This is a genomic window from Variovorax monticola (assembly GCF_051216855.1).
In the GTDB taxonomy this organism is placed as follows: Bacteria; Pseudomonadota; Gammaproteobacteria; order Burkholderiales; family Burkholderiaceae_C; genus Variovorax.
The window spans coordinates 470,988-492,272 of the sequence record NZ_JBPJZP010000007.1 but is presented as its reverse complement, the minus strand read 5'-3'; the positions used below and the strand labels follow the sequence as shown (position 1 = coordinate 492,272).

The window sequence follows — 21,285 nt, the reverse complement described above, 5'->3', positions numbered from 1 at the left end:
GGCCTCGTGGGGAAAGTCTAGGAGGGGGGCTTTGTCGCGCCTATTCGCAAGAAGGTCTAGCGCAAAAGGACTACGGGCCGATTGGCATGTCTGCATTGATGTTGTCGAATCCGTCACACATTGCACGGCGTATTCGGGAGGCATGCGCTGGTTTCACGGGTGGGTGACGATTGTTCGCAATGCGGGTCGATGAGCGCTCGCAAACTGCGCGATCTCTTTTCCCTCATGAAAGATCGCGATGCAGCGCACGCTCTCAGTTCAGTCTCCCGCCATTCCCTTGCTTCTCGGACAGCCGACGCTGGAACCGGTCCGCCTGGCCGGGCATGAAGGGCTCGACAGCCTGTTCGCCTACGAACTGCTGCTCAAGACCCCCGATGCCCTGAACCTCGGGGCCAGTGGGGCGATGGACTTCGACGCCGACACCTTCATCGGTTGCGATATCTCCTGCAGCATCCAGCTCGACGGCGCGGGCCAGTTCTTGCCCGGTGCAGTGGGCGCCTCGGTCGACGGCATCGGCGCAGGCGTGCGCCAGATCAACGCCCAGATCACCGGCGTCGAGGTGGTGGGCGAAGAAGGCCGCCACGTGCAATACAAGCTCACCCTGCGCCCCTGGCTGCACTGCGCCACCCTGACCACCGACTGCAAGATCTTTCAGAACAAGACTGTCGTTCAGATCCTCGACGAACTCCTGGCCGACTACAACTTTCCCGTCGACAAGCGCCTGATCGAGACCTACCCGCCGCGCGACTACCAGGTCCAGTTCAACGAGAGCGACTTCGCGTTCTTCAGCCGCCTGTGCCAGAAATGGGGCATCAGCTACTTCTTCGAGCACGGCGAAGGCAAGCACCGGCTCGTGCTGATCGACAACATGGGCGCCTACAAGAAGAACGACAGCGCCGCCTACCAGGAGGTCGAGTACCACGCCCCCGGCTGGAAGGCGGACGCGGAATACGTCAGCAGCTTCGTTTCACACTACCAACTGACGAGCGGCAGGTACGCGACCCGCAACTACGACTACACGCGCCCCGGGGCCGACCTGAGCGTTGGCCGCAGCGATCCACGCCACAGCGGCCAGGCCGACGGCGAGGTGTATCAATGGCACGAAGGCAGCGCGGCCGGCAGCCACTACGCGCAGCCTCGCGCCGGCGCCAGCGAGGCGAACGATCCGCACGCCGAAGGGCGGCAACTCGCCCTGCTTCGCGTGCAGGCCCTGTGCACGCACGGCGCCAGGGCCCGGGCCAGCGGCAACCTGCGCGGCATGGTGCCCGGCTGCAGCTTCCTGCTGCAGAAACATCCGCGCCAGAAGGCCAACACCGAGTACCTGATCCTGGACACCCGCTTCCTGATCGAAGATATCGCCCAGGACAGTCAGGTCGGCGACGCCTCTCCCGGCCGCAAGCAGCAGTGGAGAGTGGAAGTCGACTTTGCCGCGCACCAGATGACCGAGCCGCTGCGTCCCGCGCCGACGCAGGCCAGGCCGCTCACCCACGGCCTGCACACCGCGGTGGTCGTCGGCCCGCCGGGCCAGAACATCTGGACCGATGAGTACGCCCGCATCAAGGTGCAGTTTCCGTGGGACCGCATCGGCAGGAAGGACCAGCACAGTTCCTGCTGGATCCGTGTGACTTCGTCGGGGGCGGGCAACCAGCAGGGCACCGTTCATATCCCTCGCATCGGGCAGGAGGTGACCATCGGCTTCATTGGGAGCGATCCCGACCAGCCCATCTGCATCGGGCAGGCTTACAACCAGTCGAACAAGCCGTCCTGGAATCTGCCGGACCAGCAGGCGTTGTCGGGTTACCGGAGTCGTGAGCTGATCGAGCAGGGCGGCAACAGCGCGGCCGGCCGCAGCAACCACCTCTCGTTCGACGACACGAGCGGCAAGATCCAGGTGCAGCTCAAGAGCGACCATGGGCACAGCCAGCTGAGCATGGGGCACATCGCGCGCATCGAAGACAACGCGGGGCGCAAGGACCTTCGGGGTGAAGGCGTGGAACTGCGCACCGATGGTCACGGTGCCATTCGTGCCGCCCAAGGCTTGTTGATCACCACCGAGGGGCGAGCCAACGCCAGGGCCCACATCACCGACATGAGCGAAACAACGGCACGGCTGACGCAGGCCAGAGAACATCACGAAGGCTTGTCCGGCTCCGCGCTGCAGGCCGAAGCGCATTCCTCGGGAGATCAGGACGAAGTCACTCAGGCCCTCAAGGTGCAGAACGACGCCATCAAGGGCGGCACACCCGCAAGCAAAGACGGTTTCCCCGAGCTGGCCGAGCCGCATCTCGTATTGGCGAGCCCCGCAGGCATAGCGAGCACCACGTCCAAGTCGACCCACATCGCCAGCGTCGAGCACAACGCCCTGACCAGTGGAGGGCACACCAGCATCTCCGCAGCAAAGAGCTTTCTGGTCAGCGCCAGACAGGCGGTTCGGCTCTTTGCCTACCAGGCAGGCATGAGGCTCTTCGCATTCGGCGGCAACATCGATATCAAGGCGCTCAAGGAGAGCATCAACATCCTGGCCAAGCTCGATATCGTTCAGGTCGCCAACCGCATCACCATCACCGCCAAAGAGGAGCTGGTGCTCAATGGCGGCGGAAGCACGATCCGCCTGAACGCAGCAGGCATCGAAGAAGCCACCTCCGGCAAGCACGTGGAATACGCCGCCGTGCACAGCATGGTCGGACCGAAGAACGCACCCACCCGGTCGGTGAGCGGCCTGTCGAGCCTGGACCTCAAGGAAAAAGGGACGCTGAGCTTCGTGCTGATTTCGCACGCGCAAGACGGCCGGCCGCTGGGCCTGGAGCCCTACACCTTGTTCAGAGACGGTGCAAAAGTGGCCGACGGCATCACCGATGCCGATGGGCGAGTGCTCATTGAAGACCACCAGAGCGCTACGACCTCCTACAAGGTCCGGCTTTCAAACGGCAACGAATACGAATTGCCCGTCAGGGCGCAGCTGAAATCCAACGATGACAGGCTGGCTGCCGCCGGGTATCGCGCGGCGCACGGCGACACCAGAAACCGGATGCAGCACTACCTGCGTCACAGCGACGAAGAAGGCAACCCATGAGCGACCCGCAACCCATGAACGATACCCAGCACCCATCGACGGTGCCTTTGTGCACCGCCACAGGCGTCGCCATCGGCAGCGCGCAATGGCTCCTGGAGAAGAAGGGCGAGGACGAGAAGTCGCCGGTCCTCAACCACAACAATCTGCGGCTCTGCATCTGCGGCGAAGAAACTTTCAAGCAGATCGCGACCGACATCCGAAAAGCACAGCACAGCATCGACCTCGTGTGCTGGGGCTTCGATCCGGCGATGGAACTCACACGCGGCACGGGCGACCAATGGCCGCGCGGCGACACCTGGGGCGATCTGCTGCTGGGGGCTGCGCAGGGAAAGTTCAACAACGGCAAGCCGGTGCAGGTGCGTCTTCTGGTGTGGTACGACTTCATTGGCAGCGCCGCCGTGAACAACATGCCGGGCTACAAGAAAGAAGCCCCCTACGTGTTGAAAACTGCGGCCCGGCGCGGCATGTCTGCTGGCGTGTCACCGCATGGCGAGACGCCTTCACTGGCCGACCCCATCGAGGCGCGCGACCGGCGAGAGGTATTCAATTCGTACTGGTACAGAGATGTCGCGGCGGGAGCGCACAAAGGCATCTCACTGCGCACGCGCGGCGGCGTTCATGCCGACGTGATGACCAGCCTGCAGGCCGAAGCGAGCGCCAAGGGACTGGGCCGCATCGAGCGCCTGGGCTTCGAGTACCTGGCCACGCATCATCAGAAAACCATCGTCATCGACTACGAGGGCGACAAACCCTGCGGCTACGTGCTCGGCCTGAACTCGGTCACCGACTATTGGGATACGACGTCCCACACCTTCGACGACCCCCGGCGCGGCAAAAGCTGGGAGGGCGCGAACGATGCAAAGCCCGGCCTGAAGCCCTACCAGGACTACGGTTGCCGTATCGAAGGCGAGGTGCTGGCCGTGGTGTGCAAGAACTTCACCGAGGCGTGGAACAAGGCCGACGCCAACGGCAAAGGTGCGGGCAGCAACGTGAACCGCACATTCGATTTCAAGGCGACACCTGCGAACCTGACCAGGAACCTGGTAGCCCCCCGCCAGAAAGCGCAGATCCTGCGCACCTTGCCTGCCGCCGATGGCAGCGAAAAGTCCATCCACCGCCTCTATGACCAAGCGATCAGTTTTGCGCGCCACTATCTGTATGTAGAGAACCAGTACTTCCAGCACGCGGCCTGGGTCAAGGAACTCAAGCGCCTGCGTGCGAAGCAAGTCGCAGATTGCCAGAAGGGCAAGCTGGACATGGCCGACGTGCCCAAGCTGCATGTGATGGTCGTGACGCCGACGCCGGAGCGTGCGCAGATGGTGCCGCGCACGCACGACACCGTGACGGAACTGGGGCATGGTTCGTCCATGCCCCATCAGGCGAAGATGGTGGAAGAAGAAATCGCGCGCCACGAAGCCGTGCAAGAGGCCCGCAGGCGGAGCAGCGATCCGCTACTGATCCCGCCGCCAGCGCCCCTTTCCAGCATTGCCCAAGCCTACAAGGACGCAGGCGGCGGCAAGGACGACGAGACGGCGCGCAAGGAGCTGGAGGGCCAGTTCGCCATGCGCTCGTTGGTGGCCAGTCTTTGGACTTTCGACACGAACTGGCAAAGCAAGCAACAAGGAGATCTGGGCAGGCTCAAGGAGTGGAGCAGCACGTCGACTTACGACAAGAGCGGACAAGACATCAGCCACAACCGCCAGCGCATCAAGAGCATGAGCGACACGCTGTACAAGGCGCGCTATCGCGAGATCTACATCCACAGCAAGCTGATGATCATCGACGACAGCATGTTCACGCTGGGAAGTGCCAACCTGAACCTGCGCAGCTTCGCGGTGGACAGCGAGATCAATATCGCCAGCGACGATGCGGTGACGGCCACGAATTTGCGCGAACGGGTGTGGGGGCAGCATACCGACGGGAAGTTCGCGGGGGGGGATGCGACGGATCAGAAGGTGATGTTCAACACATTTCAGAAATGGCAAAAAGCAGCGTGGGACAACCTGCTTAACAAAAAACAAGGCCTAAGCCCGTCCTGCTTTCTTGTCGCGTTCCAGGATGACCGCGTCAGCAGTATTCGCCTGGGCTGATCGCCATGAAGCTATTCCGCCTTTGCGACATTTCCTATCCGCGCTCAGCCTGGCCTGCGCTGCTGATTCCTTTCATCCTGACAGACTGCACCATGAACGATCTACCCCGCAACATGGGCCTGAAGGCCTTCAATCCACACCGTACCGATTTCGCCTGCGTGCATGAAGCGTCCAAGCTGGCGCCGATCACGAACGAAGTTGAAGTTCTGTTCCAGCAAGGTATGGCGGTGACCAGCAACGAACTATGGCCCAACCAGCGCGACTACAGGACGGCGGCTCAGCTTTGGGAGCAGGCTGCAGCCAAGGGCCATTGGAAGGCCTCGATGAATCTTGCGGGCTTTTATGAGCGCGGCCTAGGCGTGCAACGTGATGCCGAACGGGCGGTGCAGATGGTTGAAGGGCTGATGAAGCAGGATGTGCCAGGCGCCTTCGACAAGATGGGCACTTATCACCAGAGTGGCATCGGGGTCAAACGGGACATCGACAGGGCCTACGGGTTCTGGCAACTCGCAGCGGATATGGGCAGCCCTGGAGCTCAGACATATCTCGGCTACAAATTAGACGCAGCCTATGACGATGCCCAAATGGGCGTCTGGGGCAACAGCAAGGTTGGCATCAAGATGCTGGAGTGCGCGTTTGCACAAGGACATGGGGAGGCTGCCTACAAGCTGGGGCAAACGCTCAATCTTGTTGACAAGAATTACGCCCGAGCGCTTGCCGTTCTGCATGAAGGCGTGAAATTCGGGAGCAGCGACGCCGCCAGTTATTTGTTTGCCTCCTTTGACGATGTTGATCCATTGACTTTCAACCTTATTGACCGCGCGCGTGCCGAGCGCTACAGCACCATTGCAGCGGCCCTCGAACTCAACCCAGACCTCCGCCTCCCCAATCTCGACAAGGTCCTGCCCCTGCCGCCCGCGGCGCTGCCCTTCTGGGACGGCAAGCGCGAGACGTTGATCGACGCAGCGAAAGCGGTCATCGTCAAGCACCCGACACCCGCCACACCAGGGGCCAACCGCACCGGCCGTGCTCATGTTCCTCAAGGCCATGTACTGCCCAGCAATATCACATTGCCACCCGGCGAGAACGCCTTCGACAACCACGGCAGGCCGTGGAGCCTCACAACCAAACAGCACGCTCACTTCACCGGCTACTGGCAACCCAGGATCGATGTGGTGCGGGGTGACTGGCAACGCGACTGGAACGCAGCACAGGCACCGCAACATTTCGAACGTGGCGAGTCTCTTCCAAGTCTGGCCGAACAGATTCCGCCCGGCTATGGCGCCGTGTCCTGGGACTACAAGGGCCTGCCGGTTCAGCAGGTGTCACCGGTCCATCCTTATGTTGCGCAGGGCGTTGCGCGGTATGTACCTGCACCTGAAATGCCCCGCAGTTGTAGCGGGACCGTGCGCTGTCCGCAGACCGGCATCTGGTCTGCGCGACTGAAGCAAGAGCACGCGCACCACGCGGTGTTCCACGCGCAGTGGCAGCAAACCTACATGGAAAAGGGCCAACCGTTCCCGGACCCGACCACGCTGCGCGAAGCGGGCGGCATCACGGTGGCGGCCAGGGACATCCGATGGCATTGGGTGGGCGATGCCAATCAGGCGGATGCCTCGGGGCATGTGCACATCACGTCGACCCCGATCGCCCTCTAGCCATTCGCCTCTGCTTCTCTGCTGCTCCCTTTTGCCTACGCCGGCACCGCGTCCACATTCGCCCTGTCCCAATGCCGGTGCTTCGCAATCGCCGCGATGAAGTCTTGCGCGATCTGCGTGGCGGCCGTGCTGTCGCCCATGTTGGTGACAGGCGTGGCCGCCACGACGACACCTGCAGGCGCGTCGGACTCCGGCGTGATGCCCAGCGTCGACAGCAGCTTCACGCCGTCGCCCACCGTGCAGATCGCCTTGCAGTGCTTGTAGGCCTCCAGCACGAAGTGCACCGCGTCGCCGATGCCCGACATCGTTGCAGCGGCTTCGCTGCCGGCGGGCACCAGCACCGCGTCGAACATCACCGAGGGCGTGTTCGAGAACGTCATGTCCACATCGATCTGCCGCTTCGACGCGCTGGCCACGGTGCCCAGGCGCGGGCCCACCACCTTGCATTGCGCGCCGGCCTGCTCCAGCGCCTCGCGAATCGGTTTCAGCGAGGCCGAGTCGACACCGTCGGCCACCAGAATGGCGATCTTGCGCGTGCGAATGGAGCCGTCGCCGGTGTCGGCCATGCTGAGCGCCGGCGATTCGTCGATGGGCAACGACATGCGGTGGTCGCGAAAGCCCGCGCGGCCCGCGGCCGCCTTGGCATCGGGCTCGCCGATGCCCAGCGGCTCGGCCACGCGGCGTGCGAGCTTCTCGTCCACGTGCGCCAGGTTGTCGACCATGCGCTGGCGGATGGCCGGAACTTCGAGCTTGGACAGCTCGAAGCGGAAGGCCGCGATGATGTGCTCCTTCTCGGGCGCGCTCTGGCTGTTGAAGAACAGGCGCGCCTGCGTGAAGTGGTCGTCGAACGACGGGCTGCGGCGGCGCACCTTGGGCGGGTCGATCTCTTCGGGGAACGACTGGAAGCCGTTGCTGCCGCCGTCCACGCGAAACTCGGTGCCGCTGCCCAGCGTGTTGGGCTCGTAGGCCACCTGGCCGCGCGCGATGCTCTGGCGGTGCATGCCGTCGCGCTGCATGTTGTGGAACGGGCACACGGCCTTGTTGATCGGCAGCTCGTGGAAGTTGGCGCCGCCCAGGCGTGAGATCTGCGTGTCGGTGTACGAGAACAGGCGGCCCTGCAGCAGCGGGTCGTTGCTGAAGTCGATGCCAGGCACCACGTGGCCCGGATGGAAGGCCACCTGCTCGGTCTCGGCGAAGAAGTTGTCGGGGTTGCGGTTGAGCACCAACCGGCCGATCTTCTGCACCGGCACCATTTCCTCGGGGATCAGCTTGGTGGGGTCGAGCAGGTCGAAGCCGAGCGAATGCTCCTTGTCGGCCGGGATCATCTGCACGCCGAGCTCCCATTCGGGGAAGTGGCCGCTCTCGATGGCTTCCCACAGGTCGCGGCGGTGAAAGTCCGCGTCCTTGCCGGCGATCTTCTGTGCCTCGTCCCACACCAGGCCGTGCACGCCGAGCTTGGGCTTCCAGTGGAACTTGACGAAGTGGCTTTCGCCGCGGCTGTTGATGAAGCGGAAGGTGTGCACGCCGAAGCCTTCCATCATGCGCAGGCTGCGCGGAATGGCGCGGTCGCTCATGGCCCACATCAGCATGTGGGTGCTCTCGGGCATCAGCGAGGCGAAGTCCCAGAAGGTGTCGTGCGCGCTCGCGGCCTGCGGCATCTCGTGGTGCGGCTCGGGCTTGACGGCGTGGATGAGGTCGGGGAACTTCATCGCGTCCTGGATGAAGAACACCGGAATGTTGTTGCCCACCAGGTCGTAGTTGCCTTCGCGGGTGTAGAACTTGACGGCGAAGCCGCGCACGTCGCGCACGGTGTCGGCCGAACCGCGCGAGCCCGCCACGGTGGAGAAGCGCACGAAAACGGGCGTCTTCGCATCCGGGTCCTGCAGGAAATCGGCGCATGTGAACTGCGACATCGACTTGTAGACCTGGAAGTAGCCGTGCGCCGCCGAGCCGCGCGCATGCACGGCACGCTCGGGAATGCGCTCGTGGTCGAAGTGCGTGATCTTCTCGCGCAGGATGAAGTCTTCGAGCAGCGTGGGTCCGCGCACGCCCGCCTTCAGCGAGTTGTGGTTGTCCGGTATCTGCAGGCCCTGGTTCGTGGTGAGGGTCGCCGGATGCTCGACGGTGAAGCCTTCGAGCTGCTGCTGCTTGGCGTTGCCGCCGTCGCCCGCCTTGGAGGCACCGGTGCGGCGGCCGGCTGCGGCCTTGTTCTGTGGCGTCATCGTGGACCTGGAGTCTTTCATGGGAGGGGCGCTCAGCCCATTTCGTTGTTGTCGAGGAACATGTCGAGCACGTTGACCACGGCCACCAGGCAGATGCAGCCCGCCACGGCGGCGACGGACCACACAAGGATCTCATCGCCCAAGGTGCTGGTGGTGAGCGTGTCGAAAAGCGAAGAAAGGTCCATGATTCCCTCCAAGGAAACAAACAGAATGAACCGGGTCGAGCGGCGGGTTGAAGCGCTTGCAATCGGTGGCTGCAAGCGAAATGCAAGGTTATGTTTCCCGGCGGTCCGGGGCCGTAGTGGCCGCCCTTCCCCATTTGTCGGAGAAAGCGGCCGGCTTCGGTAGGAGCACGCCGACACCCCAAGAGCGGCGGCCTACGCGGGTTCGGGCGTCATGACGGTGGGGCGTGGGCGCCTTCGTCGCATAGCATGGGCACGGGACTCGGGGGCGGCATCAATCGTGCTTGTCGTTCCTTGCCTCGCGCACCGGCCGCACTGCCCGGATCACCCAGGGAAGAAAGTAGACACCCATGCAGATCAGGATCGGCTTCGACATCGAACTCGGCGTGACCGCGCCCACGGCATTGATCTACATGCTGCAGGTCCATCCCTCGCGGGCTGCGGACCTGCAGGGCCCGGAGAACATCACCATCAGCCCGCCGCTGGTGACCGACCACTACCGCGACAGCTTCGACAACCACTGCGCGCGCGTGCAGATTCCGTTCGGCGTGAGCAGCGTGCGCCTGCGCAACCAAGCCGTGGTGTACGACACCGGCTGGCCCGACCCCATCGACTTCGGTGCCATCGAGCACGCGGCGGCCGACCTGCCGGTGTCCACGCTGCCTTTCGTGCTGCCCAGCCGCTACTGCGAGGTCGACAGCGAACTGCTGCAGTTCGCCTGGGCCAACTTCCTGAATGTGGCGCCGGGCTGGTCGCGCGTGCAGGCGATCTGCGACTTCGTGCACCGGCACCTGCGCTTCGACTACCAGAACGCACGCGCCACGCGCACCGCGCTGGAGGGTTTTCGCGAGGGAACGGGCGTGTGCCGCGACTTTGCGCACCTGGCGATCACGCTGTGCCGCTGCATGAACATTCCGGCGCGCTACGTGACGGGCTACCTCGGCGACATCGGCATTCCGCCGGTGCGCTACCCGATGGACTTCAGCGCGTGGTTCGAGGTGTACCTGGGCAACCGCTGGCACACCTTCGACGCGCGCCACAACACGCCGCGCATCGGGCGCGTCGTGATCGCGCGCGGGCGCGACGCGGCGGACGTGCCTATCACGATGATGTTCGGGGCGAACACGCTTCAGCGCTTCGATGTGACGACGGAAGAAGTGCTCTAGCAGCCTGGGATTTGCTCCTTCCCCTTCCGGGGGAAGGCTGGGATGGGGGCAGCGGCCAACGAGCGCCGCGAGAAGGTCGAGGCCGTCGTGCCCCCACCCCGACCCTCCCCCAGCGGGGGAGGGAGAAATACCAGTCCGCTACTTGTAGCCGAGCAGCTTCATCGCTGGGGCCAGTCCCTTGCGGCTGCGCTCCATGGCTTCCCAGGGCTTGTTGCCGATGGCGAAGCGCTCCGCCGCATTGGCCACCGTCCATTGCGAGGCGCTCGTGAGCACCGGCAGCTCTTCCCACGCCACCGGCACCGACACCCCCAGCCCCGGCCGTGAACGCGCCGACCACGCAGCGACCGTGGTCGCGCCGAAACCGTTGCGCAGGTAATCGACGAACACCTTGCCCACCCGGTTGCGCGGCCCGCTCTTGGCGACGAAGCGCTGCGGAATGGTCTTCGCCAGATGCACGACCACGGCCTGCGAGACGCCCTTGACGGTGTCCCAGTCGTATTGGCGGCGCACCGGCACCACCACGTGCAGCCCCTTGCCGCCGCTGGTTTTCAGGAACGAGGGCAGGCCCAGTTCGTCGAGCAGGGTGCGCACCAGCATCGCCGCCTCCTGGATCTGCCCCCACGCCACGCCCTCGCCCGGGTCGAGGTCGAAGGTCATGCGGTCGGGCTTGCCGATGGCGCGCGAGGTGGCGTTCCAGGTGTGCAGCTCGATCACGTTCATCTGCGCGGCGCCGATGAGCCCTGTCTTCGTGTCGATCTGCAGCAGCGGCTCGTGCCCCGGGTCGAGCGCGGGGTCGAGCAGCTTCACGCCGGGGATCTCGCGGTTCTGCAGGTGCTTCTGGAAGAACAGTTCGCCGCCCACGCCCTCGGGCGCGCGCACCAGCGACACCGGGCGCCCGCGCAGGTGCTGCAGCATGAGCGCGGCCACGCTGTCGTAGTAAGCGGCAAGCGCGCCCTTGGTGATGCCGCTGTGCGTGTCGATCACGCGGTCGGCGTGGCTGATCTTGAGGGCCATGGGCGTTCCTGCTTCCTTGCGCTTCGGCGATGGCGCGGATTCAGCGGCCGGCTGCGCCCGTTCGCGCCGGATGTCGCGCGCGGGCTTGTCGGCACGCAAGCCCTGAAACACCGAGTGGCGCACGCGGTGCTCGCGCGTCCACTCGCCGAACGACACCTCGGCCACGAGCGTGGGCTCGACCCATTGCGCCTTCACGCCGCTCGGCCTGGGCTCGAAGGGGCAGTCGTCGGTGGCCAGCTTGTCCAGGCGCGACTTGATGTCGGCAAGGCGGTTCGCGTCGAAGCCCGTGCCCACGTTGCCGCAATAGCGCAGTTTTCCGGTGGCCTCGTCGTGCACGCCCAGCAGCAAGGCGCCGAAGCCGGTGCGCGACCCCTTCGGCGCGGTGTAGCCGCCGATCACGAACTCCTGGCGCTGCTCGTTCTTCAGCTTGATCCAGTCGGCAGAGCGGCGTGACACATAGGGCGAGCCCTTCAGCTTGCCCACGATGCCCTCGAAGCCGATGCGCGCGGACGACGCCAGCAGGTCGTGCGGCGACGCGTCGAAGGCCTCGCTCAGGCGCAGCGACGCGGGCGGCTTCTTGCCGAGCAACTTTGCCAGCCGTGCACGGCGCTCCTCCACGGGCAGTTCGCGCAGGTCTTCGCCGTCGAGAAATGGCGCGTCGAACAGCCAGTACGCGACGGACGACGTCGCGCCGCTGTCGAAGGCGTTTTGCAGCGCCTGGAAGTCGGGCGCGCCGTTCTCGCCGTCGACGGTGATCTCGCCGTCCAGCCAGGCCGAGCCGGTGGGCAGCTTCGCCAGCGCCTTGGCGAGCGCGGGCAGTTTGGCCGTCCAGTCGTGGCCGTTGCGGGTGAAGCAGCGCACCTTGCCCTTGTCGATGCGCGCCAGCAGGCGGTAGCCGTCGAACTTGAGTTCGTAGAGCCACCCGTCGGGCGAAGCGGGTGGCGCGGTCGCGAGGGTGGCGAGTTGGGGCTGCAGGGTGGCGGGCAGCGCGACTTTCTTCGCCGCCTTGAGGGCGGCCTTCTTGGGGACGGCTTTCTTTGCTGCGGCCTCCTTTGCGGGCGACCGGGTCGCGACCTTCTTCGGCGGCTGGCCGACTTGGTCCACGCCCAGCCCGGTGATCACGCTCGCGGGCTGTGCTTCCAGCACGTCGTAGTCGCCGATCGGCCGCGCCTCGCCGTCGCGCTCCTTGATGAGCAGCCACGGTTCATGCGCCTCGTCGCCCTTGCCGTGCATGCGCACCAGCGTCCAGTGCCCGTGCAGCTTCTCGCCGCGCAGTTCGAACTTGAGCTTGCCGGCGGCCAGCGCCTGGCGCGCGTCGCCGTCCGGCAGCCAGTCGCCGCGGTCCCAGACGATGACGGAGCCGGCGCCGTACTGCTTCGCCGGGATGGTGCCCTCGAAGTCCGCATAGGAAATCGGATGGTCTTCCACGTGCACCGCCATGCGTTTTACCGTCGGGTCGAGGCAAGGCCCCTTCGGCACGGCCCAGCTCTTGAGCGTGCCGTCGAGCTCGAGCCTGAAGTCGTAGTGCAGGTGGCTCGCGTGGTGCTTCTGGATGACGAAGGACAGCACGCCCTTGCCTGGCTTGCCTGGCTTGCCGCCGGTCCTGGGCTCCGGCGTGCGGGTGAAGTCGCGCTTGCCGTGATAGCGCGCCAGCGCCTTGCTTGCGGCCGATGCGGTCGTGCCCATGGCGGTCGGCCCGCGTCAGGCAGCGCGGCGCGCCTTGGCGGCGGCGGTCTTGCCAGCCGCCTTCGCGGCCGGCTTGCGCTTCTTCGCGGCGGCCTTGGGAGGGGGTTCCTCGGCCTCTTCCTCCTCTTCGTCGTCGGCGGCTGCCTTGGCCTTGCCGCCGCCCTTGCGCAGGCTGCGCTGGAGCAGCTCGGTGAGGTCGATGATCTTGGCGCCGCCGCCTTCGCTGGCCTGCCCCTCCCCGGGCTCGGGCTGCGTCACGGTTTCGGTCTGGCCGGCCTTCACCTTCTTCTCGACCAGCCGCAGGATCTCGTCCTTGAACTCGTCCTTGAATTCGTTCGGGTCCCACTCGGCGCTCATGTCTTCGACCAGCTGCTTGGCCATCTTGAGCTCTCGCTCGCTCAGGCCCGCTTTCTTCACGTCTTCGGAGGGCAGCGGCAGGTCGGTCCAGGGGCGGATGTCCGCGCCCCAGCGCAGCAGGTTCAGCACCAGCCCCGGGCCCACGGGCACCAGCACGGCCAGGTGCTGCTTGGTCTGGATGACCACACGCGCCACCCCCACGCGGCCGCTGCGCTGCAGGGTCTCGCGCAGCAGGGCGTACACCTTGGCGCCGCGGTTGATGGGCGCCACGTAGTAGGGCCGCTCCAGGTACACGAAGGGAATGCCGTCGGCCGGCACGAAGGTCTCGATCTCGATGGTCTGCGTGGTCTTGGGGTAGGCCGCCGCGATTTCCTTGTCGCTGAGCACGACGTACTCGCCGTCTTCGTAGGCGATGCCCTTCACGATCTGCTCGCGCGCGATTTCCTTGCCGGTCTTCTTGTTGATGCGCTTGTAGCCGACCGGGTCCATGGTGCGCTTGTCAAGCCAGTCGAAGTCGATGCCGTGGTCGGTGGTGGCCGAGTAGAGCGCGACCGGAATGTGGACCAGGCCGAAGCTGATGGCACCCTTCCACAGGACGCGCGGCGCAGGGGATTTTTGAGAGACGGGCATGGGCACACTCCTTCGGTCTCGGAATGTGCGCCCTCCGTGGCGCAGCGCTGTAGGAGCGCCGCCCCAGACGCGGTCAGGCGGCGCCGGTCGAACCCGCCACGGGCCCCAGCTGCCGCTCGCTCGGGTGCGCGAAGTAGAACCACTCGGTGCCGGGCAGGGCCACGGCGTTGGGGAACACGATGAAGCCGTCATCGGGCGCGCTCACCAGCGTGCCGTCGTGGCGCATGCCGATGGGCTCGCCGCGTTGCACCTCGTCGAAGGTGGCCCAGTCGCGCACGAAGCTGTCGTCCTCATGCAGGCGGTCGGTCACGCTGGCCAGGCGCAGCAGCCGGGGTGCCTGCACCGGCGCCCCCGCGAGCCCCGGCGGCAGCGCGGCCATGCCCAGCAGCGCGAGCGCGCGGCGAATGGCGCGCCACGCCACCTCGGGCGCCTGCGGGTCCATATGCTGGCCGCATTCGAGCGTCACGCCATAGCCTCCGCGGCTGCGGATGTACTCGTTGGTGCCGCGGCCGAAGTCGAGCGCGGCCTCGTCGGCGGGTGCGCCGCCCGCGCGCTGCGCGAGGTGCGCGGCATAGATGTCGAGCCAGCCCTCCACCACCACCGGCGTGCCGATGTGCAGGGCCAGCTGGCCTTCCTCGAACGAACGGGCAAAGGGCTCCAGCGTGCCGTTGTTGTCGCGCGGGCCGATCATGGCGAAGGCCTCGCCCTCGCTCTGGAAGGAGTGCAGGTCGAGCAGCACCTCGTGGCGCTCGATGAGCGGGGCCAGCACGTTGGTGATGCGGGCTTCGTAGTCGGCGGGCTGTTCGCTCGGACGGAACAGCCGGTTGAGGTTGCGCTCGCCCTCGCGTTGCAGGCGGCGCCGCGCGAGCGGGTTGGCCACGGGCACCAGGGTGAGTTCGCCGCGCTGCAGCTGCAGCGTGCCGGCGTCGATCTCGCCCAGGATGCGCTCGATGCCCAGCGTGCCGGAGATTTCGTCACCGTGAACGCCCCCCACCACGAGCAGCCGCGGTCCGGGGGTCAGCGAGGCGAAGGTGTGGATGCGCAGGCTGTCGGTGGCCACGCCGGCAAAAGGATCGGAGGACATGCCCGGGATTATTGCGGAGCCCCATGGCCCGGTGCAAAGGCACTGCGCGCCCCATGGCGTCCGAGCGCGCACCTGCGGCACCTACAGGGGCAGCCTTGCATGTCCTACCGCCCTGCCGGTGCGCGCGCGGCACGCTCTGTGGAGCGCATCACAAGGAGCATCCCCATGAACACGAAGACCAAGACTCAGCCCAGCGACAAGACGGCGGACCAGAACGACGGCAAGACCAAGGTGCAGCAGGGCGGCAAAGCGGCCCCGCGCCTGCCGAACGAGCGCGACCAGTCGTCGGACAGCCAGCAGACCCAGGACGGCAAGCCGTCCGAGGTGGGTCGCAAGGCCCATGACGACGTGGAGCGCGGCGTGGTCGACACCGACCGCGGCCCGGAGGCCGACCGCGTCTACAACGAGAAGGTCAAGCGCTGACCCTCGGCGGTCAGGCGGCGGGAATGCCCGCGAGCTGCTTGCGCATGTCCGCAATCACCGCGCCGTAGTCCTTGGCATTGAAGATGGCGCTGCCCGCCACGAAGGTGTCGGCGCCGGCCGAGGCCACGCGCGCGATGTTGTCGACCTTGATGCCGCCGTCCACCTCGAGGCGGATGTCGCGCCCGCTCTGCTCGATGCGCTTGCGCGCGAGTTCGATCTTGCGCAGCGCCGAGTCGATGAAGCTCTGGCCGCCGAAGCCGGGGTTCACGCTCATGATCAAAATCAGGTCGATGTCGTCGATCGCCCAGTCCAGCGCCTCCAGGCCCAGCCCGGGGTTGAACACCAGCCCGGCCTTGCAGCCCGCGCCCTTGATGGCCTGGATGCTGCGGTTCACATGCGGCGATGCGTCGGGGTGGAAGCTGATGCAGTCGGCGCCCGCTTCCGCGAACGAGGCGGCAAGGGCATCGACCGGCTGGACCATCAGGTGCACGTCGATGGGCACCGGGGTGCCGTCGGCGGTCTTGGCGTAGGGCTTGAGCGCGTGGCAGATCATGGGGCCGAAGGTCAGGTTCGGCACGTAGTGGTTGTCCATCACGTCGAAATGGATCCAGTCGGCGCCGGCGGCAATCACGTCGGTCAGTTCTTTGCCGAGGTGCGCGAAGTCGGCGGACAAAATGGAGGGCGCGATGCGGAACGGGGTGCTCATGCCCCCGATTCTCGCAGCCGATGGAAGTCCGACGAAAGGCCTCCGTTACCATGCGCCCCATGTCAAACAGCCCCTTCAGCGTCCAGGTCGAACCGCGCTACCTGGCCGACCAGTCCTCCCCGAAGGACCACATCTACACGTTTTCGTACACGATCACCGTCACGAACACGGGTTCGGTGGCGGCCCAGCTGATTGCCCGCCACTGGCGCATCAACGACGCATCGGGCCATCCGCAGGAGGTCAAGGGCCTCGGCGTGATCGGCCAGCAGCCGCTGCTGGCGCCCGGCGAATCCTTCCGTTACACGAGCGGCTGCCGCCTGCAGGCACCCAGCGGCACCATGCATGGCAGCTTCCTGGTGGTGACGGAGGAAGGCGAACGCTTCGACGTGCCGGTGCCGATGTTCGTGCTGGAAGCGGATGTCGACGGCACGCCGGTGTCGCGCATCCTGCACTGAGCGCCACGACGCTCCCCTTCTTTTCCTTCTTTCCCCGCCCCCCGACATGGCTGCCGCTTCGCGCGACTTGCAGGGGCTGCTTGCCGGCCTCGACCCCACGGCCGATGTGGCGCAGCGCCACATCTGGCTCATCAACCTCTTCGACTGGCTGCGCGGCGACCGTGCGTCGCCCCAGGCGGCCATGGGCCGCGTGCTGCTGCTGCTCGACGCCATCGAGGCGCGGCCGGAGCTGCGCGAGCGCCTGCGCGCCTGGTGGCGGGTGTTCACGCAGTCGGTCGACCTGACCACGCTGCTGGCCGACTACGGATTTGCGCCGCGCACGGCCTTCGCCAGCGAACTGGCCGAACGCCTGCGCCGCAAGATTCTGCCGGGCACGCCGGAGACCACCGACGCGTCGGAGCTGTTTCGCATGGTGCTGCCCGGCGTGTTCGACGCCGGCTGGATCGCGCTGCTCGAAGAGGCGCCGCTCGCGCGCATCGGCGTGCTGCTGGCCGATTCGGCCGATGCAGCCGATGCAGCCGTCGACGACGGTGCGCCGCGCTGGCGCCACACGGTGATGGACGCCGTCACGTATTGCGCAAGCCAGGTGGTGGCGGCCGGCTTCGCCCCGGAGCTGCGCCTGCGCATGAGCGCCGAGCTGGGGGCCGCGCGGCCCTTTCATTCGCTGATGGCCGACCTGGACGAACTGCGCGAGCAGATGTTCGCCCCGCCGTGCAACGAAGAAGCCCTGCAGGCCGCCTTCATCGCGTTTCGCGACCGGCTCGACGCCTGCCGCACGGTGGCCTCGTCGGTCTACACGCACCTGGAGGACAACGGCATCTCGGTGGGCCTGGTGTTCCGGCTGCGCCAGCTGCGCGAGCGCGTGCTGCGCATTCGAGAGCTGCTCGACTGCCTGATGTCGCCCGTGCCCGCGCCCAGCGTGGCGCGGCTGGTCGGCCGGCTGGTGCTGGCGGGCGGCGAGCGCAACAGCATCCGCGCGCTGATCGCCTCCAACTCGTCGATGCTGGCCGCCAAGGTGACCGAGCGCAGCGCGGAGACCGGCGAGCACTACATCACGCGCGACCGCGCCAGCTATGCACAGATGGTGAAGAAGGCTGCCGGCGGCGGCGCGCTCACGGCCTTCACCGTGCTGCTGAAGTTCGGCATCTACGCGCTGGGGCTGTCGGCCTTCTGGAGCGGGCTGGCAGCCGGGCTCATGTACGCGGCCAGCTTCGTCGCGATCCAGCTGCTGCACCTGACGCTGGCCACCAAGCAGCCCGCGATGACGGCGCCGGCCCTGGCGGCGCGGCTGCGCGACATCAAGTCGGACGGCGCGGTGGTCGACTTCGTCGACGAAGTCGCCAACCTCGTGCGCTCGCAGGTGGCCGCCGTGCTGGGCAATGTGCTGGTGGTGGTGCCGGCCATGCTGGGCCTGGCGTTGCTGGTGCAACTGGCGCTGGGCCGGCCCCTGCTGGACGCCGCGCATGCCGCAGCCACGCTTGATTCGCTGTCCCTGGCCGGCCCGACCGCGCTTTATGCGGCAATCACCGGCATCCTGCTGTTTTCGGCCAGCATCATCGCGGGTTGGACAGAAAACGCCTTTGTCCTGCATCGCCTGGACTCCGCCATGCGTTACAACCCCCGCATCGGCGCTTTTCTCGGCGCCGCCCGGGCACGCCGCTGGGCCGACTTCATGCGCACACACATCTCGGGCTTTGCCTCCAACATTTCCCTGGGACTCATGCTCGGGCTGCTGCCCGCGTTCGCGGGTTTCTTCGGGCTCGGGCTGGACGTGCGGCACGTGACACTGTCGGCCGGGCAGATTGCTGCCGCCGCGGCGTCCACGGGTCTCGCCGTGCTGCACCAGCCTGCCCTGTGGTGGGCGGTGGCGGCCGTTCCGGTCATCGGCGCGCTCAATGTGAGCGTGAGTTTCTATTTCGCTTTCCGGCTGGCGCTGCGCGCGCACAGCGTGAGCCTGGCCGACCGCGCGCGCATTCGCGGCGCGATCTGGGCGCGCTGGCGCAGCCGGCCGGTGAGCTTCTTCCTACCTGCATGAATTTGACGAGCTTCATCAACGATCTGCTGGGCTTCTGGTCCGAATGGGTGCGCCCCTCGGCCGGCCTGCCCACCATCCTGTGGTCGCTGCTGCTGGCCGCGGCCGCGGCGTCCGGCCACCTGGTGCAGCGCTACCTGGGGCTGCCCAAGGTCATCGGCTATTCGCTGGTGGGCGCGGTGGTCGGCTTTGCCGGCTTCGAGGGCGCCATCTGGCCGCTGCGCGGCCTGAGCCTGTTCCTGCTGGAACTCGGCGTGGCGGTGGTGCTGTTCGAGGCCGGCGGCCGGCTGCCGCTGCGCTGGTTCCGCCACAACCCGATGGTGCTGGTGCAGAGCCTGCTGGAAGCCACGCTGACCTACTTCGGCGTGTACTGGATATTGACCTTGCTGGGCCTGCCAGAGCCGGTGGCCAACCCCATTGCGCTGATGGCCATCGTCGCCTCGCCCGCGGTGCTCAGCCGCGTGATCATCGACACCCGCGCCGCCGGCCCGGTGACCGAGCGCGCCATGACGCTGGCCACGCTCAACACTTTCTATGCGCTGGCGCTGGGCTACGCGCAGGCCGGGCTGATCGAGCGCGCGCCGCAGACGCTGCTGCAAAAGCTCTACCCGGTGGGCGTGGTGCTGGGCCTGTCGTTCGTGGTGGGCGCCATCATGGCGCTGGCCCTGCGCTCGGCCCTGAGGGTGATGAGCCCGACGAGCGAAAACACCTCCATCCTGCTGCTGGCGCTCATTGCGGCGGGTGCGGCGCTCACCGCGCACATCGGCGGCTCGGCGCCGCTGGCCGCGCTGATCGGCGGCGTGCTGCTGAAGGCGCTCAACCCCAAGCCCTGGGCCTGGCAGCGCCAGCTGGGCACGGCCGCCTCGCTGCTGACCATGCTGATGTTCGTGCTGGTGTCGATCGTGGCGGCGCAGGCCGACTGGACGCTGCCGGTGGCCAGCGTGGTGCTGGCGGTGATCGGCGTGCGCCTGGTCGCCAAGATCGCGGGCGTGGCCATTGCCAACCCCGGCAGCGGCGCCAGCTGGAAGCAGGCCTTCTGGGTCGGCTGCGCGATGTCGCCGCTGTCGTCGATCGCGCTGCTCATCGCCTCCAATTTCGCCACCGCCTCGCCGTTGCTGGGCACCATGATCACGCAGGTCGCGCTGCCCTCCATCCTGCTGATGGAAGTGGTGGGCGCGGTGCTTGCCACCGTGGCCATCCACGCGGTGGGCGAGAGTTCGGTGCCCTGGGCGCCCCAGGCCTTCAGCACCACCGAGGACACGCAGCGATGAGCACCACCCTTCACAAGCCCGTCGATCCGGACAGCGACGACGTGCGCTCGGCCGCCCTGCCCGCCGACCCGGCAAGCCGCGTCGTCAAGCTCGAGCCCTTCAACAAGTCGGAGGCGCTGTCGCTCGGCGTGGAGCTGGAGCTGCAGCTCGTGAACACGCACGACTTCGACCTGGCCCCCTATGCCGAGGACATGCTGCGCCTGATGGCGCAGACCCCGCTGCCCGGCAGCGTGGTGCCCGAGATGACGTCGAGCATGATCGAGATCTCGACCGACATCTGCCACTCGGCGCAGGACGTGATCACGCAGCTGTCGCCCATCCGCGAGGCGCTCATCCGCAATGCCGACAAGCTCAACATCGCGGTGGTGGGCGGCGGCACGCATGCGTTCCAGCAGTGGCACGAGCGGCGCATCTATGACAAACCGCGCTTTCGCGAACTGTCGGAGCTGTACGGCTACCTGAGCAAGCAGTTCACCATATTCGGCCAGCACGTGCACATCGGCTGCCCCGACGCCGACTCGGCGCTGCTGATGCTGCACCGCATGTCGCGCTACATCCCGCACTTCATTGCGCTGTCGGCCTCGTCGCCGTTCGTGCAGGGGCAGGACACGCAGTTCGATTCGGCACGGCTGAACTCGGTGTTCGCGTTTCCGCTGTCGGGCCGCGCGCCCTTCACCACCAGCTGGAAGGAGTTCGAGGCCTACTTCGAGCGCATGACCCGCACCGGCGTCGTGCGCAGCATGAAAGACTTCTACTGGGACATCCGCCCCAAGCCCGAGTTCGGCACCATCGAGATCCGCGTGTTCGACACGCCGCTCACGGTGGAGCGCGCCGCCGCGCTGGCGGGCTACGTGCAGTCGCTGGCCGCGTGGTTTTTGCAGGAGCAGCCCTTCGAGCCCTGCGAGGACGACTACCTCGTGTACACCTACAACCGCTTCCAGGCCTGCCGCTTCGGGCTCGACGCGGTGTACGTCGACCCGGCCACCGGCCAGCACATGCCGCTGCGCGACCACATCCTGATGACCATGACCCAGCTCGAATGGCACAGCGAGGCGCTCAACGCCACGCAGGCCCTGGGCGAGCTGCGCACCAGCGTGGAAGCCAACCGCAACGACGCGCGCTGGCTGCGGGAAAAGCAGGGAAAAGAGCGGCTGCTGGCGGAGGTGGTGCGGCAGGCGGCACTGAGGTTCCGAGGCGCGGCCTGATGGTTTTGCCCCTTCCCCCTCTGGGGAAGGC

Annotated in this window: 15 protein-coding genes; 9 read left to right on the top strand and 6 right to left on the bottom strand. The window is 66.5% G+C overall.

Annotation, left to right across the window (positions count from 1 at the left end; genetic code table 11):
* The first annotated feature begins 238 nt into the window (after window positions 1–238).
* The 3 genes from ACSFA5_RS26340 to ACSFA5_RS26330 are packed head-to-tail and all read left to right on the top strand — an operon-like array spanning window position 239 to window position 6,821.
* Entirely contained in the window at window positions 239–3,073 is a 2,835-nt protein-coding gene (locus ACSFA5_RS26340; protein WP_435446996.1) for a type VI secretion system Vgr family protein, read from the top strand.
* Entirely contained in the window at window positions 3,070–5,163 is a 2,094-nt protein-coding gene (locus ACSFA5_RS26335) for a phospholipase D-like domain-containing protein (protein WP_435446995.1), read from the top strand. The genes ACSFA5_RS26340 and ACSFA5_RS26335 overlap by 4 nt, the downstream gene beginning before the upstream one ends.
* 5 nt (window positions 5,164–5,168) lie before the next feature.
* Window positions 5,169–6,821: an SEL1-like repeat protein gene (locus tag ACSFA5_RS26330; protein ID WP_435446994.1), complete on the top strand. Its 1,653-nt coding sequence runs from the start codon at window positions 5,169–5,171 to the stop codon at window positions 6,819–6,821.
* Window positions 6,822–6,856: 35 nt separating this feature from the next.
* Here the strand turns inward: ACSFA5_RS26330 and katE are convergent, their stop codons facing one another.
* Together katE and ACSFA5_RS26320 are read right to left on the bottom strand one after the other, a co-directional pair.
* A complete protein-coding gene (katE, locus tag ACSFA5_RS26325; RefSeq protein WP_435447068.1) occupies window positions 6,857–9,043 on the bottom strand; it encodes a catalase HPII in 2,187 nt (728 codons plus the stop codon).
* Window positions 9,044–9,075: 32 nt separating this feature from the next.
* Window positions 9,076–9,228, bottom strand: coding sequence for a hypothetical protein (locus ACSFA5_RS26320; protein WP_435446993.1), 153 nt, complete (start codon window positions 9,226–9,228; stop codon window positions 9,076–9,078).
* A 347-nt stretch (window positions 9,229–9,575) separates the two neighbouring features.
* On the opposite strand from ACSFA5_RS26320, the gene ACSFA5_RS26315 reads away from it, so the two are divergent.
* Complete coding sequence (locus tag ACSFA5_RS26315) at window positions 9,576–10,391, top strand: transglutaminase-like domain-containing protein (protein ID WP_435446992.1); 816 nt, start codon at window positions 9,576–9,578, stop codon at window positions 10,389–10,391.
* A gap of 138 nt (window positions 10,392–10,529) precedes the next feature.
* Here the strand turns inward: ACSFA5_RS26315 and ligD are convergent, their stop codons facing one another.
* The 3 genes from ligD to ACSFA5_RS26300 form a co-directional block, all read right to left on the bottom strand.
* Entirely contained in the window at window positions 10,530–13,091 is a 2,562-nt protein-coding gene (ligD, locus tag ACSFA5_RS26310; protein WP_435446991.1) for a DNA ligase D, read from the bottom strand.
* 15 nt (window positions 13,092–13,106) lie between these two features.
* Window positions 13,107–14,078, bottom strand: a complete 972-nt coding sequence (ku, locus tag ACSFA5_RS26305) for a non-homologous end joining protein Ku (RefSeq protein ID WP_435446990.1) — start codon at window positions 14,076–14,078, stop codon at window positions 13,107–13,109.
* A gap of 73 nt (window positions 14,079–14,151) precedes the next feature.
* On the bottom strand, window positions 14,152–15,162 hold the full coding sequence (locus ACSFA5_RS26300; protein ID WP_435446989.1) for a M14 family metallopeptidase: 1,011 nt from the start codon (window positions 15,160–15,162) through the stop codon (window positions 14,152–14,154).
* 165 nt (window positions 15,163–15,327) lie between these two features.
* Between ACSFA5_RS26300 and ACSFA5_RS26295 the strand changes: the two genes are divergently transcribed.
* On the top strand, window positions 15,328–15,585 hold the full coding sequence (locus tag ACSFA5_RS26295; protein ID WP_435446988.1) for a hypothetical protein: 258 nt from the start codon (window positions 15,328–15,330) through the stop codon (window positions 15,583–15,585).
* A 10-nt stretch (window positions 15,586–15,595) separates the two neighbouring features.
* Here ACSFA5_RS26295 and rpe read toward each other — a convergent pair whose 3' ends face one another.
* Window positions 15,596–16,291 (bottom strand): ribulose-phosphate 3-epimerase, encoded by a 696-nt coding sequence (gene rpe, locus ACSFA5_RS26290; protein ID WP_435446987.1) that lies wholly within the window; start codon window positions 16,289–16,291, stop codon window positions 15,596–15,598.
* A gap of 59 nt (window positions 16,292–16,350) precedes the next feature.
* Here rpe and apaG point away from each other — a divergent pair, with 59 nt between their 5' ends.
* Genes apaG through ACSFA5_RS26270 form a run of 4 tightly spaced genes read left to right on the top strand, consistent with a single transcriptional unit; the run spans window position 16,351 to window position 21,254 of the window.
* A complete protein-coding gene (gene apaG, locus ACSFA5_RS26285; protein ID WP_435439050.1) occupies window positions 16,351–16,746 on the top strand; it encodes a Co2+/Mg2+ efflux protein ApaG in 396 nt (131 codons plus the stop codon).
* Between the two features lie 46 nt (window positions 16,747–16,792).
* Window positions 16,793–18,781 carry a site-specific recombinase gene (locus ACSFA5_RS26280; RefSeq protein ID WP_435446986.1) on the top strand — a complete coding sequence of 663 codons (1,989 nt, stop codon included), beginning with the start codon at window positions 16,793–16,795 and terminating at the stop codon, window positions 18,779–18,781.
* A complete protein-coding gene (locus ACSFA5_RS26275) occupies window positions 18,778–20,049 on the top strand; it encodes a cation:proton antiporter (RefSeq protein ID WP_435446985.1) in 1,272 nt (423 codons plus the stop codon). Before ACSFA5_RS26280 ends, ACSFA5_RS26275 begins: the two co-directional genes overlap by 4 nt.
* Window positions 20,046–21,254: a YbdK family carboxylate-amine ligase gene (locus ACSFA5_RS26270; RefSeq protein WP_435446984.1), complete on the top strand. Its 1,209-nt coding sequence runs from the start codon at window positions 20,046–20,048 to the stop codon at window positions 21,252–21,254. The genes ACSFA5_RS26275 and ACSFA5_RS26270 overlap by 4 nt, the downstream gene beginning before the upstream one ends.
* Window positions 21,255–21,285 lie beyond the last annotated feature (31 nt).

Bases quoted from the DNA above. Each gene is read 5' to 3' on its own strand.
- ACSFA5_RS26340 (WP_435446996.1), top strand. From the start codon at position 239: ATGCAGCGCACGCTCTCAGTTCAGTCTCCCGCCATTCCCTTGCTTCTC.
- ACSFA5_RS26335 (WP_435446995.1), top strand. From the start codon at position 3,070: ATGAGCGACCCGCAACCCATGAACGATACCCAGCACCCATCGACGGTG.
- ACSFA5_RS26330 (WP_435446994.1), top strand. From the start codon at position 5,169: ATGAAGCTATTCCGCCTTTGCGACATTTCCTATCCGCGCTCAGCCTGG.
- katE (WP_435447068.1), bottom strand. From the start codon at position 9,043: ATGACGCCACAGAACAAGGCCGCAGCCGGCCGCCGCACCGGTGCCTCC.
- ACSFA5_RS26320 (WP_435446993.1), bottom strand. From the start codon at position 9,228: ATGGACCTTTCTTCGCTTTTCGACACGCTCACCACCAGCACCTTGGGC.
- ACSFA5_RS26315 (WP_435446992.1), top strand. From the start codon at position 9,576: ATGCAGATCAGGATCGGCTTCGACATCGAACTCGGCGTGACCGCGCCC.
- ligD (WP_435446991.1), bottom strand. From the start codon at position 13,091: ATGGGCACGACCGCATCGGCCGCAAGCAAGGCGCTGGCGCGCTATCAC.
- ku (WP_435446990.1), bottom strand. From the start codon at position 14,078: ATGCCCGTCTCTCAAAAATCCCCTGCGCCGCGCGTCCTGTGGAAGGGT.
- ACSFA5_RS26300 (WP_435446989.1), bottom strand. From the start codon at position 15,162: ATGTCCTCCGATCCTTTTGCCGGCGTGGCCACCGACAGCCTGCGCATC.
- ACSFA5_RS26295 (WP_435446988.1), top strand. From the start codon at position 15,328: ATGAACACGAAGACCAAGACTCAGCCCAGCGACAAGACGGCGGACCAG.
- rpe (WP_435446987.1), bottom strand. From the start codon at position 16,291: ATGAGCACCCCGTTCCGCATCGCGCCCTCCATTTTGTCCGCCGACTTC.
- apaG (WP_435439050.1), top strand. From the start codon at position 16,351: ATGTCAAACAGCCCCTTCAGCGTCCAGGTCGAACCGCGCTACCTGGCC.
- ACSFA5_RS26280 (WP_435446986.1), top strand. From the start codon at position 16,793: ATGGCTGCCGCTTCGCGCGACTTGCAGGGGCTGCTTGCCGGCCTCGAC.
- ACSFA5_RS26275 (WP_435446985.1), top strand. From the start codon at position 18,778: ATGAATTTGACGAGCTTCATCAACGATCTGCTGGGCTTCTGGTCCGAA.
- ACSFA5_RS26270 (WP_435446984.1), top strand. From the start codon at position 20,046: ATGAGCACCACCCTTCACAAGCCCGTCGATCCGGACAGCGACGACGTG.